Origin of the sequence: Kitasatospora sp. NPDC059599 (assembly GCF_042735125.1) — a bacterium.
In the GTDB taxonomy this organism is placed as follows: domain Bacteria; phylum Actinomycetota; class Actinomycetes; order Streptomycetales; family Streptomycetaceae; genus Kitasatospora.
The window spans coordinates 48590-63453 of the sequence record NZ_JBHWCL010000036.1; the positions used below are offsets into that span (position 1 = coordinate 48590).

A 14864-nucleotide genomic window follows, 5' to 3' on the forward strand; every position below is an offset into this window, starting at 1 on the left:
CAGGGGCGGCCGGGTCGGGGTGACGGCCGACCCCGGCCCGCCCTCCGGGGCGGCGCGAGGTCGTCGCGCCGCCACGCTCCTTCCCCGCCGTCGGCCCGCGCAGCGCAGATGGCCGTGACGGTGTACGGGGGCCGGTGACGGTGTACGGAGACCCGTGACGGTGTACGGGTCTCTGCGTCAGGGCCGGTTCGTGCGCCCCGCTTCCCCGGACGGGAGAGGCCGGCCGGACGCCTATGCTGGCGGTCATGATCGTGCTCCCCGGTTTCGCCGACCTGCTGGCCCGCCTGCTGGACCACCGGGGGCTGACGCCCGCCGACCTGGCCCGGCGCACGGAGGCCGCGGAGCCGGCGGCCGCCGGACCGGGGCCGGCCGAGGCCGAGGTGGCCGCGCTGCTCGCCGGTGCCGCGCCGGAGCCGGCGCTGCTGCGCAGGCTCGGGCCCGCCCTCGGCCTGGACGCCGCCGACCTGTTCCAGCTCGCAGCCCTCCCACTTCCGGAGGACCTGGCCCCGGCCGGCGGGATGGCGACCACCACGATCACCGGTGTGGTGCGGTTCGCCCTGGCGCTCCCGCCCGCGGCACGGGCCGAACTGCGCTCCCGGGTCGCCGAGTTGCCGCCCGCGCGGCACCGGGGCCGGATCGAGGGCCTGCCCGCCTCGGTGCCGGACCGGCACACCCCGGGGAACCTGGTGATGCGGATGGTCGCCACCCGCAACCTCGGCTGGAACGGGACGGCGAAGGCCGTCCAGCTGCTGACCGGCCACTCCCGGATGGCCACCGTCTACGGCCGGATCGCCTCCGGTGAGGCCGAGTTGACCGCGGAGCTGGTCGCCGACCTCGCCATCGTCCTGGCCCTGCCCGCGGCGGACCTCGCCGCGGTCGTCGGCCTCCCGCTGCCGGCGGACGCCGCGGTGCCGAGCGGGGCCGTCACCGACGCCGCCCTGCTGCTCCGCGACCTCCGGTGCCTGGGCGTCGAGCAGTTGCGCGAGGCCGAGGACCTCGCAAGAGCCCTGTCGCCGGCCTGATCCCGCACGACGGCCCCGCACGACGCATCGCCCGACGTACCGCACGACGCGCCGCACCGGCCCCCGTCGGGACGGGGACCGGCGCGGCGCGCGGGGCGGCTACCCGGCTACCGGGCTACCCGCACTTCTCGTCGATCCTGTACTGCAGGGCCTTCGGGTAGTCGTGCCGGCTGAGCCGCACCCGGGCCAGGATCGGCGCGTGGTTGACGTCGTTGCCGGCGTTGGCGAGTTCCTCCAGGAGGGCGTCGAGTTCGGCGTGGGTGGTCAGTTCGTACCCGTGCATCCGGTCCTTGTCCGTGCCGAACACCTCGGCCAGCTTCTCGTACCGCCAGGGGTGGAGCACGTTGTAGAAGTCGGCGCCGTTGGAGGGCCTGTCCTTGTAGTAGCAGGGGCTGACCAGCATCTGTTCGATGCCGTAGAAGCCCTCGTTGTCGAGGACGAAGACCACCGGGCGCAGGTGGTGGCGCACCTGGGTGGACAGTTCCTGGCAGATCTCCTGGAAGGAGCCGTCCCCGACGAACACCAGCGGGCGCTTCAGCGGCTGCTGCCGGCCGAGTGCCACGCCGGTGGCCGCGCCGACGGAGTAGCCGATGGACAGCCAGCTGTTCTGCGCCAGGAAGCCGGCCCGTTCGGTGATCCGCAGGTTCATCGAGCCGAGCAGGGCGAAGGCCGCGTCCGAGACCACGGTGAACGGGGAGGGCGCGTCCGGGTCCCCGCCGGTGGCGCGGTGCTCCAGGAAGTGGTTGACGTGCTGGAAGAAGCTGTCGTAGGTGAGTTCCGACGGGTAGCGGTCGGTGCTCAGGGAGTCGAGGAAGTCGGCGGTGCTGGCCGGGACGTCCAGGCCGGCTGCGTGCGCCAGTGCGAAGTGGTCGGCCTCGAAGGTCTGTCCCGCGAGCGCGTCGCGCAGTGCCGGGACGAACCGGCCGAGGCGGACCTCGGGGAAGTACGAGGCGCCGACGCTGACGCCGTCGCGGGCGGCCACGATCCAGTCGTCGCCGATCGACTGCTCGCCGCCGAGGTTCTTGGAGGTGGACCAGGTGCCCAGGCCGATCCGGCAGCCGGCGTTCTTGAAGGTCTTCCGGATCTCCGGCAGGCTCGCCTTGCCGTTGTAGACGCCGGCGAACAGGGGGTGCCGTTCGGAGACCACGGACTTCGCGCCGACCGTGGTGCAGAACTGCATCCGGGTGGTCTGCACGAAGTCCAGCAGTTCGTCCTCCAGCCGCCGGCGGACGAGTTCCTCGCCGGCCCAGACGATCGGGGTGCCGAACTTCCTGATCAGCTCCACCGCGGCGGTGACGGCCTTCTCCAGCATGTCCTTGTTCCGCTGGGTGAACGGCCTTTCGTGGGAGCGGAGTTCGCCCTTCGGGGGCTCGCACGGCGCGTGCCAGAGGTCCTCCATCACCTCCAGGTAGACGGGCTTGCGCTCGGTCAGGCAGGCGGTGATGGCGCTGTCGATCTGGGAGGGGGCGAGTCCCGGGTTGGAGAGCATCTGCGCGTCCACCGTGACCTGCCGGTAGACGTCGAGGTTGCTCTCCCGGCGCGGGCTCATGTGGGAGGTGAGCAGGCCGACGGCCTGCTGATTGAGCCACTGCTCGTAGGAGGGCGCCGCGTTGATCGCGATCAGCGGGACGTCCTCGACGTACGCGCCGCCGATGGTGTTGAGCAGGCTGAACGCGCCCACCCCGTAGGTGACCGCGACGGCGCCGACGCCGTGTTCGGGCTTGTCCCGGTCGGCGTCCGCGGCCCGGACCCGGGCGTAGGCGTCCGCGGCGTAGCCGGCGCCCATCTCGGTGGGGGTGCCGACCCAGCGCACGGAGGTGGTGTCCTGCATGATCGTCAGGAACGGGCCGAGGAAGTCGCCCGGCACCCCGAACAGGTGCCGGATGCCGAGCTGTTCCAGCCGGGTGGCCAGGTAGCGGGCCACCGTCCATTCGTCGCCGCCGCTCATGAGCGCATCGCCTCCGGCCTGCTCTCCTGGCGGCTGTCCGCCCCGCTCTCCTGCCGGCTGTCCCGGCGGACCCGGACCTCGGGCCGGGCCTCCGGTTCCGCGAGGGGCGGCGGCGGTGGTGCCTCGTGCACGGCGATGGCCGTGCGGACGGCGGTCTCCACCGCGCCCTCGATCCAGGCGTGCTTGAGCGAGACGTGCTCGCCGGCGAAGTGCACCGGGCCCTCCGGCTTGACCGCGTCGAGGTGGAAGGAGGTCATCTGGTGCGGGGTGTACACCGCCGCCTCGCCGAAGGCGTACGGGTCGCGCAGCCAGCTCTGGGTCTGGCCGTAGCCGGTGTAGAACACCTCGATCCGCCGGCCGTGCACCGACTGGAGGTTGCGCAGCGCGTAGACGTACCGTTCGTCGTCCTCCATGGAGTCCCAGCGCACCGCGTCGTCCGACCAGCTGTAGCCGGCCAGCACGACGCCGCCGCCGTCGCCGCCGGGCACCGGGTGCGAGGGGTAGTACATGAAGCGGTTCGGGTTGTCGGTGGTCGAGCCGCCGCCGAAGCAGTCGGTGGCGGGGCGCACGCTGGCCCGCAGGAGCGGGGTGTTCCGGTAGACGTCCTGCTGGCCCCGGCTGATCCGGCGCTCGTCCACGCTCGCGTGCGCGCCGAGCAGCGTCTCCGGCAGGTTGCGCGGAGGCCGGTGGCCGTTGTGGGCGGCGGCCGCGGCCGCCTCGGCGTCGTCCTCGCCCGCCCGTTGGTAGTACTCGTACAACCCGGGGGTGATGGAGTCGAGTTCGACCTTCCAGTCCGCCTCGGTGAACTCCCACCAGCGGCGGGAGAACTCCAGCAGCACCTTGGTGGCCTGGTCGTAGTGGGTCTCGATGATCGCCCGGCGCTTCTTGTACGAGAACGGGGGAGTCACCTGGACGAACCGCAGGGCGGAGAACGGGACGGTGACGATGGCGAGGTCGCCCTTCCAGGTGGTGGGTTCGGCCTCCGGGTCGTCCTCGGGGACGGTCTGGACGGCGACCTGCGGACCGGTCGGGCCGACGTTCCGCGCCCCGCCGCCGTCCCGGCGCGGGTCCCAGTACTCCATCCGGATCATCCGCTCGCCCATCCGCAGCTCGTGCCGGAGCTCCCGGGCGAGCACGTCGGGCAGCTTCCAGCTGCCGCCCGCGATCTCCCAGTAGGTGGCGTTCGGGTTGATGTCGCTGCGGCCCAGGAAGGTGTGGAAGAACGCCAGGTGGAGCCGCGAGGTCATGTTCTCGATGGTGCCGATCGCCTCGATGGCCTCGTCGCTGAAGCCCGCGTACTCGCGCAGGAAGCGGCCCATCGAGTAGCCGTCGAAGTCGCGGATCACCCGGGCCCAGCCGTCGAGCCACTCGGCGAACGGCTTGTTCACCCGCCGGCCGCCCTCGATCACCGAGTAGTAGTCGCGGACCGGTTCCAGCGCCTGGTTGACCATCTCGGCGGCGGTGATCCGCACCTCGTCGCCGGTGAGGTGGAAGCCCTCGTTGACGCAGCTCGGGTCGGCGGAGTACTCCCTGCGGCGGGCCTGGATCCGGTTGGTCCGGATCCAGGAGTTGAAGCGCTTGGCCGGTTCGCGGAAGTCGGGGCTGTCCGCGCCGTACGTCCAGACCTTGCCGGGCTCGAAGGATTCGTAGACCACCGGCGGGACGGGCGCGTTCTGGTTGCCGGTGTCCGGGTCGACGTCGACGTTGAAGAAGAGCTGCCGGTCGAGGCCGAGGCGGTCGACCAGGGCCAGGGTGAGCGGGTGGAAGCCGGGCAGCCGCATCGCCCCGGCCTCCGCGTACTGCTCGGGGTCGTAGAACGGTCCGTCGGTCCCGTCGCCGGTGGCGCGGAAGGTCTTGATCCGCCCGCCCACCCGGCTGGCGTTGGCCTCCAGGATGGTGACGTTGTGCCCGGCGTCCTTGAGCAGCTTCCCGGCGACGAGGCCGGCGATGCCCGCGCCGATGATCAGCACGTCCTTGGGTTCGGTCGTCTCCGGGAGGCCGTCCTTGATCAGGACGTCGAGGTAGCGCAGCTTCAGGTCGTCGTCGTCCGGGCCGACCAGCAGCAGCTCGCGGGCCAGTTGCCGGCAGGTCCGCCAGCGGGCGCGGTCAGCGGCCGAGCCTTCGACGAGGGGGTTCTCCATGGTGTCTCCTGGGGGTGCGCGGCTGACCGTGCCGTGCGGGGTGGGATGGTGGTCGTGCGGGGGCGTGCGGCCGGGCCCGGACTCCTCGGGGGCCGGGGCGGCGAGCGCGCGAAATCACCTCACGTGTTCAAGTCGCAACCCAACGTAGCTTCTTCGTCGAGAGCGCTGTCAACCCGTGGTCGGCCTCTCGACGGGCTCGCACGCCGGAGCGCGAGGGGCGCGCAGGACCGCGCCGGGCACGACGGGACGTACGGTGCGGGCCGGGCCACTATGGGAGGGGGCCTACGGGTTCACTGGTCGGTTCGAATGGGGTGCTCCTGATGGGCGTGCCGTGGCATCGGTCGGCGGGGCCCGGTCACGACGCCGCCGGGGCTCCGGTCGGGCGCGGCCTCGACGAGCCGGCCCGGATCCTGCGGTCGGCGCCGGCCTGGCTCGACGCGCACATCGGCGGGCTCTACCTGATCTCGGAGGACCGGCAGCTGCTCGAACTGGCCCTGACGCTGGGGGCCTCCCGGCAGTTCACCAGGCCGTGGCAGCGCGTCGGCATGACCGCACCGGTCCCGGTGGCCGAAGCGGTGCGCAGCCGTCGGATCGTCTGGGTGGGCGGCGCGGAGGAGATGGCGCGCAGCTACCCGAGGGTCGCGGTCGCCATGCCGTACGCGTTCTGCCTGGTGGCCGCTCCGCTCGTCTCGGGGCGGACCGTGTACGGGTCGGTCTTCATGCTCTGGCCGGCCGCGCACCCCTCCGAGCTGGCGCCCGGTGAACGGGACCGGCTCGACGCGTTCGCCGCGCGCCTGGCCGCGGTGCTGGCGGACGCGGCCGAGGCGGGCCGGCCGGCGCGGGCGGGCCCGCGTCCCGGGGTGGCGGAGCTGGGCCCCGTCCCCCCGCTCGACGCGATGGCGGCCCGGCTCCCGGAGGGCGTGTGCGACCTCGACCTGGACGGCAAGCTGGCAGCGGTCACGCCGACCGCTGCCGGGCTGCTGGGCGTGCCGGTCGGGCGGCTGCTGGGCGCCCGGCCCTGGGCGGTCCTGCCGTGGCTGCGGGACCCGGTGTACGAGTACCACTACCGGGCCGCGGTGATCAGCGGGCAGCCGACCTCCTTCGTCGCGCTGCGACCGCCGGACCGGTGGCTGTCGTTCGAGCTCTTCCCGGACCCGTCCGGACTGACCGTGCGGATCGCCCCCGCCGACGCCGCCGGCGGCGAGCCGCCCGCCGGATCCCGGACGAAGGGAGTGGCACACACCCGGCCCGGAGCGCTGTACCACCTCCTGCACCTCGCGGGCGCGCTGACCGAGGCCGTCAGCGTGCAGGACGTGGTGACCATGGTCGCCGAGCAGATCGTGCCGGCGTTCGGGGGCCGGGCCGTGGCGGTGCTGATGGCCGAGGGGGGCCGGCTGCGCATCGTCGGCCACCGCGGCTACCCGCCCGGGCTGGTCGACCAGTTCGACGGCACCGCGCTGACCGAGTCCACGCCCGGTGTCCAGGCGTCGACCAACCCGGTGCCGGCGTACTTCGAGTCCCGTGCGGAACTGGAGCGGCTCTACCCGGGCCGTGAGGAGACGCAGGACGGGATGGCCGCCTGGGCCTACCTGCCGCTGGTGACCTCGGGCCGGCTGATCGGCACCTGCGTGCTGGCCTTCGCCGAGCCGCACCACTTCGACCTGGAGGAACGCGCCGTCCTCACCTCGCTCGGCGGACTGATCGCCCAGGCCCTGGACCGCGCCCGGCTGTACGACACCAAGCTCGGCCTGGCGCACGGCCTCCAGGAGAGCCTGCTGCCCCGCGCGCTGCCGGACGTCCCGGGCCTGGAGGTCAGCGCCCGCTACCTGCCGGCCACCGAGGGCATGGACATCGGCGGCGACTTCTACGACCTCATCCGGGTCGGACCGGACTCGGTGGCGGTCGTGATCGGCGACATCCAGGGCCACAACGTCAACGCCGCCGCGCTGATGGGCCAGGTCCGCACCGCCGTCCGGGCGTTCGCCGCGGCCGACGCCGACCCGGGCACCGTGCTGTCCCGCACCAACCGGCTGGTGGCGGACCTGGACACGTCCCTGCTGGCCAGCTGCGCCTACCTGCTGGTCGACCTGGTCCGCCGCGAGGCCTGGCTGGCCGACGCCGGCCACCCGGTGCCCCTGCTGTACGGCCCGGACGGCCGGGCGGCCGCGCTGGAGCCGCTCGTCGGACTGGTGCTGAACGTCGACCCGGACGCCGACTACCCGCAGGTCCACGTCGACCTGCCGATCGGCGCCACGCTGGCGCTGTACACCGACGGCCTGATCGAGACGCCCGGCGGTGACCTCGACCGGGCACTGGCCGACCTGACCGCCACGCTGGCCCGCCACGGCGGCGCCCCGCTCGACCGGCTGGCCGACGCCCTGGTCGACCGGGCCGGTCACGGAGGGCACCGCACCGACGACGTCGCGCTGCTGCTGATCCGGTCCGTTCCCCGCTGAACGGAGCGACCGGGCGGCACGCGGGCCGGGCACCGTGTCCCGATCCCGTCGGGGCGGGACCATGGGTGTATGGCGAGAGACACGGGCCCCGACTCCCGGGCGCCGGGCCGAGCGGGCGGTCGTCGTGGGCGGCCGGATCCAGGCCCCGTCCCGGGGGACCCTTCGGTGCGGCGACTGCGGTCGGTGCTGAGCATCCGCAGCGTCGCCGGACAGATGTTCCTCCTGCAGGTGTTGATCGTGCTGCTGCTCGTGGTGGCGGCGGTCGTCGCGCTGCTGATCGAGTCCCGCAGCGACCGGTTCGCGGCGGCGCGCGACCGTTCGCTCGCCGCGGCGCAGGCGTTCGCGCACAGCCCCGGCCTGGTGGCGACCATGCAGGGTCCCGACCCCACCGCGGTGCTGCAGCCGGCGACCGAGGCGGCTCGCAAGGACGCCCAGGTCGACTTCATCGTGGTGACGGACCGCAACGGCATCCGCTACACCCATCCCGAGCCGGACCAGATCGGCAAGAAGTTCGTCGGCACCATCGGGCCGTCGCTGAACGGGCACGTCACCGTCGAGCAGGTGCACGGCCCGCTCGGCCTGGAGTACCAGGTGGTGGTCCCGGTGGAGGACGCCCACGGCGGGGTCGTGGGCATCGTGTCCGCCGGCATGAAGGTCGCCAACGTGAGCAGCGCGATCGACCGCCAGCTGCCCGTCGTGCTGGCCGCCGGCGCCGCCGCGCTGGGCCTGGCCACGGCCGGAACGGCGCTGGTGGGCAGGCGGCTGCTGCGCCAGACCCACGGCCTGGGGCCGGAGGAGATGACCAGGATGTACGAGCACCACGACGCGGTGCTGCACGCGGTGCGCGAGGGCGTGGCCATCGTCGGGGGCGACGGCCGGGTGCTGCTCGCCAACGACGAGGCCCGCCGGCTCCTGGACCTGCCCGCCGACGCGGAGGGGAGGGCCGTCACCGACCTCGGCCTCGACCCCCGGACGACCGAACTGCTGCTGTCCGAGAGCGAGGTCACCGACGAGGTGATCCCGGTGGGCGACCTCCTGCTGGCGGTGAACAACCGCCCCACCGACAGCGGGGGAGGCCCGCCCGGCAGCGTCACCACCCTGCGCGACTCCACCGAGTTGCGCGCCTTGGCGGGGAAAGCCGAGGTCGCCCGCGGCCGACTCAGGCTGCTGTACGACGCGAGCATGGCCATCGGCACCACCCTGGACGTCCGGCGCACCGCCGAGGAGCTCGCCACCATGGCCTCCCGGGAGTTCTGCGACTACGCCACCGTCGACCTCGCCGACGAGGTCCTCAGCGGCGAGGAACCGGAGACCCTGACCGCCGGTGCCACCGTGGAGCTGCGGCGGGTGGCGGTCGCGGGCATCCGGGACGACTCGCCGCTGTACCGCCCGGGCCGGCTGGTCCGGTGGGCGGGCAGCACCCCGCAGGCGGAGGGCTTCGTCAGCGGCCGGTCCGCACTGGTCCCCGAGGTGGCGACCGACGCCGGCTGGCGCCGGCAGGACGCCGAGCTCACCCAGGCGGTGCTGGACTTCGGCCTGGCGTCGCTGATCGCCGTCCCGCTGACGGCGCGGGGCGTGCTGACGGGCGTCGCCTGCTTCTGGCGCGGCCGGGACCGCGGCCCCTTCGAGGACGACGACCTGTCGCTGGCCGAGGAACTGGCCGCCCGGGCCGCCGTGGCCGTCGACAACGCCCGCCGCTTCACCCGCGAGCACACGATGGCCGTGACCCTGCAGCACAGCCTGCTGCCGCGGGCGCTGCCCGAGCAGAGCGCCCTCGACGTCGCCTACCGCTACCTGCCCGCCCAGGCGGGGGTCGGCGGCGACTGGTTCGACGTGATCCCGCTGCCCGGTGCCCGGGTCGCGCTGGTGGTCGGCGACGTGGTCGGCCACGGCGTGCACGCCGCCGCCACCATGGGCCGGCTGCGCACGGCCGTGCAGAACTTCTCCACCCTCGACCTGCCGCCGGACGAGCTCCTCGGGCACCTGGACGAACTGGTCGCCCACCTGGACCAGGAGGCGGCCGCGGTCGGGGGAGAACTCGCGATCACCGGCGCCACCTGCCTCTACGCGATCTACGACCCCAGCACCGCCGTCTGCTCGCTGGCCCGGGCGGGGCACCCGCCGCCCGCCGTCGTCCACCCGGACGGCACGGTGGAGCTCCTCGACCTGCCCGCCGGTCCGCCGCTCGGCCTGGGCGGGATGCCCTTCGAGGCCGCCGAGCTGCGACTGCCGCCGGGGAGCAGCCTGGTGCTCTACACCGACGGCCTGGTCGAGGACCGCACCCGCGACATCGGGTTCGGCCTGGACGTCCTCACGAGCGTCCTGGCCCGTCCCGGCCGGTCGCCCCAGGAGGTCTGCGAGGCCGTGCTCGCCGCCCTGCTGCCCACCCGCCAGTCCGACGACATCGCCCTCCTGGTCGCCCGCACCCGGGTGTTGCAGCCCGACCGGACCGCCGAGTGGGAGGTGGCCTCGGCTCCGGAGGCCGTGGCCCGGGTCCGCGCCGAGGCCACCCGGCAGCTCGCCGCGTGGGGCCTGGACGAGGCGGCCTTCGTCACCGAGCTGGTGCTCAGCGAACTGGTCACCAACGCCATCCGCTACGGCAGCGAACCGATCAGGGTCCGGCTGCTGTACGACCGCACGCTGATCTGCGAGGTCTCCGACAGCAGCAGCACCGCCCCGCACCTGCGCTACGCGGTCGCGGAGGACGAGGGCGGCCGCGGCCTGTTCCTCGTGGCCCGGCTCACCGAACGCTGGGGCGTCCGCTACACCCCCGCCGGAAAGATCATCTGGTCCGAGCAGTTCTTGTGACGGCCGAGCGGCCCCGGTGACCGGCCTGGCCCGCGTCCCGCCCGGCCGGTAGCCGGGCGGGCGGGACGGACCCCGGCACCGGCGCGCCCGGCCGGCGCCGGTCGGCCGCCCCCCGGACTGTGACGCAGGTCACGTCGGAGGAAGAACCTGCACGCCGCACCCCGCGTCTGGCTGGTGTGAGATCACGCAGGAGAGCACTGGACGAACTGGACGAGGAACGCCTCGTCCGGCTGGTGGCCAGGGGTGAGCGCGCGGCGTTCGACGAGCTGTACCGGCGCACGTCGCCGTGGCTGGCGGTGCGGTTGCGCCGCCGCTGCGCCGACGAGCAGATCGTCGCCGAGGTCATGCAGGAGACCTACCTGGCGGTGTGGCGCGCGGCCGGCGCGTTCGCCGGGAGCGCGGTCGGCGGGACGGCCGTCGGATGGCTGTGGACGATCGCGGCACGCCGCCTCGTCGACGCGTTCCGCCGCCGCGCCCACCACGCCGAGCCCCCCGTCGCCGCCGCCGAACGGGCCGTCGTGCCCGCGGCGGAGGACGAGGCCCTCGCCGGGACCGTCGGCGGCGACGTCGGCGACGCGCTGCGGCGACTGGCCCCGGAACTGCGGGAGGTCCTCCAGGCCACGGTGCTCGACGGGCTCTCCGTCCGGGAGACCGCCGTCCTGCTCAGACTGCCCGAAGGCACGGTCAAGACCCGCGCCCGCAGGGCCCGGATCGCGATGCGGGAGGCGCTGGCATGAGTGAGCGAAGCGATGGGCGCACCACCGGGGAACACGCGTCGGGGCGGTTGATCGACGACTACGCGCGCGGTGACACCGCGATGGCCGCGGACACCGTGTGGGCGTTGGAGGCCCACCTGGAGACCTGCGCGCCGTGCCGGGGCCGGCTGGCGGCCTCGGTGGCCACCACGGCGCCGGACGTCGTGGCGCTCCTGGACACCGTCCGGGCCGGTCTGGAACCGCAGCTGGACGCGTCCGGCCCGGCGCCCGCGCGCCGCTACCGCCCGGGGTGGGTCTCGGCCTGGCTGACGCCGGTCATGACGCCCTGGCTGGCCATGACCGTCGTCGTCACCCTGCTGGCGCTGCTGCTGGACGCGCTCGCGCCGCCGACGTTCTTCGGCGGTACCTCCCTGCTGGTGCCGGTCGCGCCCGTGCTGCCGCTGTGCGGCGTCGCCGCGTCGTGGTCGCGCGCACTCGACCCGGCGCACGAACTGACCGCCTCGACCGCCAGGGCCGGCCTGCCGCTGCTCCTCAGGCGCACCACCGCGGTCCTCGTGGTGGTCCTGCCCGGACTGCTGCTGGGCGGCCTGCTCACCGGGGACATGACGGCCGCCCAGTGGCTGCTGCCCTCCCTCGCCTTCACCTCCACCGCCCTGGCACTGGGCAGCGTGGTCGGGGTGACCCGCGCCGCCTTCGGGCTGACGGCCGCGTGGTGCGCCGCCGTCGTGGTCCCCGCGTGGGCGGTCGGACACGTCCCCCTCGCCCTGCAACTCCTCCTGCAGCCGGACCGGTTGCCCGTGTGGGGACTGCTCCTCGCACTCGGGACCGGCGCCGTGATCGCCCGCAGGAACGCGTACTCGACGCTGTGAATCCATCCTCGACCCCCGAAAGGGACCGCATGACACCCATGACGAGCGCGGCCGACACCGCGCCGAAGACCTACCCCTGGGAGATCCGGGCCGACGGGCTGAAGGTCCGCGTCGGACGGAAGAAGATGGCCGTCGACGGGCTCGACCTCTCCCTCGGCACCGGCACCCACGGCCTCCTGGGGCCCAACGGGGCCGGCAAGACCACCCTGATCCGGACACTGGCCACCGTACTGCGCCCCACCGAAGGGGAACTGGAACTGCTCGGCACCGCCGTGGGCGGGCTCGGCGACCACCGGGCCCTGCGGCGCCGGATCGGCTACCTGCCGCAGGACTTCGGCTACTACAAGCGCTTCACCGTGCGCGAGTTCGTCGAGTACATGGCCTGGTTGAAGGAGGTGCCGAAGGCGGAGATCCCCGCGGCCGTCCAACGGGCCGTGGAACGGGTGGGCCTCGCCGACCGCGCCGACCACCGGATGAAGACCCTGTCCGGCGGCATGGTGCGACGGGCCGGCATCGCCCAGGCCATCGTCAACGACCCGGCGGTGCTCCTGCTGGACGAGCCGACGGCCGGTCTGGACCCGGCGCAGCGACTGCGCTTCCGCGAACTGCTGCAGGAACTCGGCCGGGACACCTGCGTGGTCGTCTCCACCCACCTGGTCGAGGACGTCGCGGCCGCCTGCTCCGACGTGGTGCTCTTCGCCGACGGGCGGCTCGTCTTCCAGGGCACCCCGGACGACCTGGCCGCGGCGGGAAGCCCCGAGCACCCCGGCGACAGCCCCCTGGAGCGCGGCTACTCGGCGCTGCTCCGCGACTCCGGCCGGCCGGGAGGCATCTGGTGAACGGACGTGTCCTGCGTACCGAACTGAGGCGCTCGGCCGCCCCCTGGCCCGGCATCGTCGTCCTGGCCGGCAGCCTGGCGGTGTTCTTCCTGATCGACGGGATCTGGTGGAAGGGCACCGCCGGGTGGACGGCCCAGTGGACCACCATGGCCATGTGGACCCGCTACCTGCTGGCCTTCTGGCTGCCGCTCGTGGTGGGCACGGGCGCGGTGTACGGGCTGCGCGAATCCCGTTCGCGGATGGCCGAACTGCTGGTGACCACACCGCTGCCGGCCTGGCGCCGCGCGGCGCTGCCCGCCGGGGCGACGGCGCTCGCGACGGCGGCGGGCTTCGGCCTGCTGGTCCTCGTCGGTGGAGTCCAGGTGGCCCTCGGCCGGACCGCCTACGCACCGCTCGGCTGGCTGCCGATCTCGCTGGTCGCGGTGCTGGCCCTGGTCGCGGGGGTCGTGTTCGGCATGGGCGTCGCGCGGACGCTGCCCCATGTGCTCACCCCGCCGGCCCTGGTGGTGTCCTTCCTCGTGCTGACGAGCTTCCTGCGGCCGAGGACGGAGGGCCTGGTGCCGTCACCGTCGGACAACATGCCGAACCGGCTCCTCCTGCTGTCCCCGGCGGTCCCGGACCCGCGGGAGATGCTGCTGACCCTGTCCGGCTCCGTGCACGTCGGGCAGACGCTCTGGCTGCTCGGCCTGCTCGGCACCGGCTTCGCCCTGCTGTCGGCCGTGACCCGTCGGGCCCGGCTGCTCGCCGTGGTCCCCGTCCTGGTCGGCACGGCCCTGGCCCTGCTGGTCCTCCCGGCCGCGCCGCGCGACAGCTACGTCGTCGACCGGACCGCCGCCGGCCTGGTCTGCGACGGCCCGGTCTGCGTGACGCGGGCGAACCGCGACCGCCTGGACGAACTCGCCGCGCGCGGTGACGAGGCACTGGGCGTGCTGCGCGGCCTCCTGGGCGACCGGGCACCGCACTCGGTGCGGGAGGACAACAGGCTGCGCGAGCTCAGTGGCGACCGCGAGCTCTCCGACGACGTGGTGCTCGTCGACTTCGACGAGCGGCTGTTCGCCGACGCGACCGGTGACGCCCTGACCCGCGCGCTGATCTCCCAGGGGCTGGCACCGAACTGCCACGGGAACAACGACCGCGAGGGCGGCGGGAGCAGCAGCATCGCCGTCCAGAGCATCGCCGTGAGCTGGGCCCTCCACGACCCCCAGCTCCGACCGCTGCTGGAGAAGGGCACCGACCCGTACTCGCTCAAGGACTGGGCGGACGCCGACCAGGCCTGGCAGAAGCTGACGGCGGCGGCACCGGCCGAGCAGCGCACCCGGATCGACGGGCTGCGCGCCGCCACCTTCTCCTGCGCACCGGGTGACCCGCTCCTGCTGCTCGCGGGGGAGGCGTCCCGATGAGGTGGCTGAGCCTGTACGCCCGTTCCCGGCAGATGCCCGGTGCGGCCGCCGCGATCGCGCTCGTGACGGCGGCCGCGTGGGCCTTCGCCGAGCCCGGCCAGGCGAACCTGGGGACGGCGGTCCTCGTCCTCGGCGCGCACGTGGCGGCGGCCTCGGCCGGGCTCGGCGGGCCGGACGTGGTGCTGGAGCGGACGGCCGCGATCCGGTGGATGCCCCGCCGGGCGGCGCACGTGCTGCTGATCGGCGCGGTCGCCGGTCTGATGCTGCTGAGCGCACGGACGGTGGGCGTGGACCTCGCCCCCGCCGAGGTCGTCGTCCGGGACAGCGCGGGCCTGGTCGGTCTGGCCGCGCTCGGGGCGACGCTGTTCGGCGCGGCGTTCGCCTGGACCCTGCCGACCGGCTGGCTCGGGGTCACCCTCCTCGTCCCGACTCCGGACGGCACCGTGGGGGAGGTGCTGAAGTGGATGGTCTATCCGCTCGGTACGGCGACGTCCGCCGCAGTCGCCTGGGCCCTGTTCGCGACCGGCACCGTGGTGTACGCCGTGGCAGGACCGAGGCGGTGACGAGGACGCCTGGCCGTACCGACGGAAGACCGCCCTGACGGGGCACCACACTGACGGAACGCCACGCTGCACGAACGCCGGAATGCCGGCCCCGGGATCGGG

General features: G+C 73.9%; 10 protein-coding genes. 8 read left to right on the top strand and 2 right to left on the bottom strand.

Going from position 1 to position 14864, the window contains the following annotated elements; translation table 11 throughout:
* The first annotated feature begins 245 nt into the window (after window positions 1–245).
* On the top strand, window positions 246–1022 hold the full coding sequence (locus tag ACFV04_RS15590; RefSeq protein WP_380529446.1) for a hypothetical protein: 777 nt from the start codon (window positions 246–248) through the stop codon (window positions 1020–1022).
* Between the two features lie 115 nt (window positions 1023–1137).
* Here ACFV04_RS15590 and ACFV04_RS15595 read toward each other — a convergent pair whose 3' ends face one another.
* Entirely contained in the window at window positions 1138–2970 is a 1833-nt protein-coding gene (locus ACFV04_RS15595; RefSeq protein ID WP_380342474.1) for an alpha-keto acid decarboxylase family protein, read from the bottom strand.
* Window positions 2967–5111 carry a flavin monoamine oxidase family protein gene (locus ACFV04_RS15600; RefSeq protein WP_380529448.1) on the bottom strand — a complete coding sequence of 715 codons (2145 nt, stop codon included), beginning with the start codon at window positions 5109–5111 and terminating at the stop codon, window positions 2967–2969. The genes ACFV04_RS15595 and ACFV04_RS15600 overlap by 4 nt, the downstream gene beginning before the upstream one ends.
* 320 nt (window positions 5112–5431) lie before the next feature.
* On the opposite strand from ACFV04_RS15600, the gene ACFV04_RS15605 reads away from it, so the two are divergent.
* The 7 genes from ACFV04_RS15605 (at window position 5432) to ACFV04_RS15635 (ending at window position 14762) form a co-directional block, all read left to right on the top strand.
* Complete coding sequence (locus ACFV04_RS15605) at window positions 5432–7567, top strand: SpoIIE family protein phosphatase (RefSeq protein WP_380529449.1); 2136 nt, start codon at window positions 5432–5434, stop codon at window positions 7565–7567.
* 213 nt (window positions 7568–7780) lie between these two features.
* Entirely contained in the window at window positions 7781–10375 is a 2595-nt protein-coding gene (locus ACFV04_RS15610) for a SpoIIE family protein phosphatase (RefSeq protein ID WP_380342678.1), read from the top strand.
* Between the two features lie 176 nt (window positions 10376–10551).
* A complete protein-coding gene (locus ACFV04_RS15615; RefSeq protein WP_360262693.1) occupies window positions 10552–11112 on the top strand; it encodes an RNA polymerase sigma factor in 561 nt (186 codons plus the stop codon).
* Window positions 11109–11960 carry a zf-HC2 domain-containing protein gene (locus tag ACFV04_RS15620; RefSeq protein WP_380342465.1) on the top strand — a complete coding sequence of 284 codons (852 nt, stop codon included), beginning with the start codon at window positions 11109–11111 and terminating at the stop codon, window positions 11958–11960. The genes ACFV04_RS15615 and ACFV04_RS15620 overlap by 4 nt, the downstream gene beginning before the upstream one ends.
* A 29-nt stretch (window positions 11961–11989) precedes the next feature.
* Complete coding sequence (locus ACFV04_RS15625; RefSeq protein WP_380342462.1) at window positions 11990–12799, top strand: ABC transporter ATP-binding protein; 810 nt, start codon at window positions 11990–11992, stop codon at window positions 12797–12799.
* On the top strand, window positions 12796–14199 hold the full coding sequence (locus ACFV04_RS15630) for a hypothetical protein (protein WP_380342459.1): 1404 nt from the start codon (window positions 12796–12798) through the stop codon (window positions 14197–14199). The genes ACFV04_RS15625 and ACFV04_RS15630 overlap by 4 nt, the downstream gene beginning before the upstream one ends.
* Window positions 14196–14762, top strand: a complete 567-nt coding sequence (locus tag ACFV04_RS15635) for a hypothetical protein (RefSeq protein ID WP_380342457.1) — start codon at window positions 14196–14198, stop codon at window positions 14760–14762. The genes ACFV04_RS15630 and ACFV04_RS15635 overlap by 4 nt, the downstream gene beginning before the upstream one ends.
* The last annotated feature ends 102 nt before the right edge of the window (window positions 14763–14864 follow it).

Bases quoted from the DNA above. Each gene is read 5' to 3' on its own strand.
- ACFV04_RS15590 (WP_380529446.1), top strand. From the start codon at position 246: ATGATCGTGCTCCCCGGTTTCGCCGACCTGCTGGCCCGCCTGCTGGAC.
- ACFV04_RS15595 (WP_380342474.1), bottom strand. From the start codon at position 2,970: ATGAGCGGCGGCGACGAATGGACGGTGGCCCGCTACCTGGCCACCCGG.
- ACFV04_RS15600 (WP_380529448.1), bottom strand. From the start codon at position 5,111: ATGGAGAACCCCCTCGTCGAAGGCTCGGCCGCTGACCGCGCCCGCTGG.
- ACFV04_RS15605 (WP_380529449.1), top strand. From the start codon at position 5,432: ATGGGCGTGCCGTGGCATCGGTCGGCGGGGCCCGGTCACGACGCCGCC.
- ACFV04_RS15610 (WP_380342678.1), top strand. From the start codon at position 7,781: ATGTTCCTCCTGCAGGTGTTGATCGTGCTGCTGCTCGTGGTGGCGGCG.
- ACFV04_RS15620 (WP_380342465.1), top strand. From the start codon at position 11,109: ATGAGTGAGCGAAGCGATGGGCGCACCACCGGGGAACACGCGTCGGGG.
- ACFV04_RS15625 (WP_380342462.1), top strand. From the start codon at position 11,990: ATGACACCCATGACGAGCGCGGCCGACACCGCGCCGAAGACCTACCCC.
- ACFV04_RS15635 (WP_380342457.1), top strand. From the start codon at position 14,196: ATGAGGTGGCTGAGCCTGTACGCCCGTTCCCGGCAGATGCCCGGTGCG.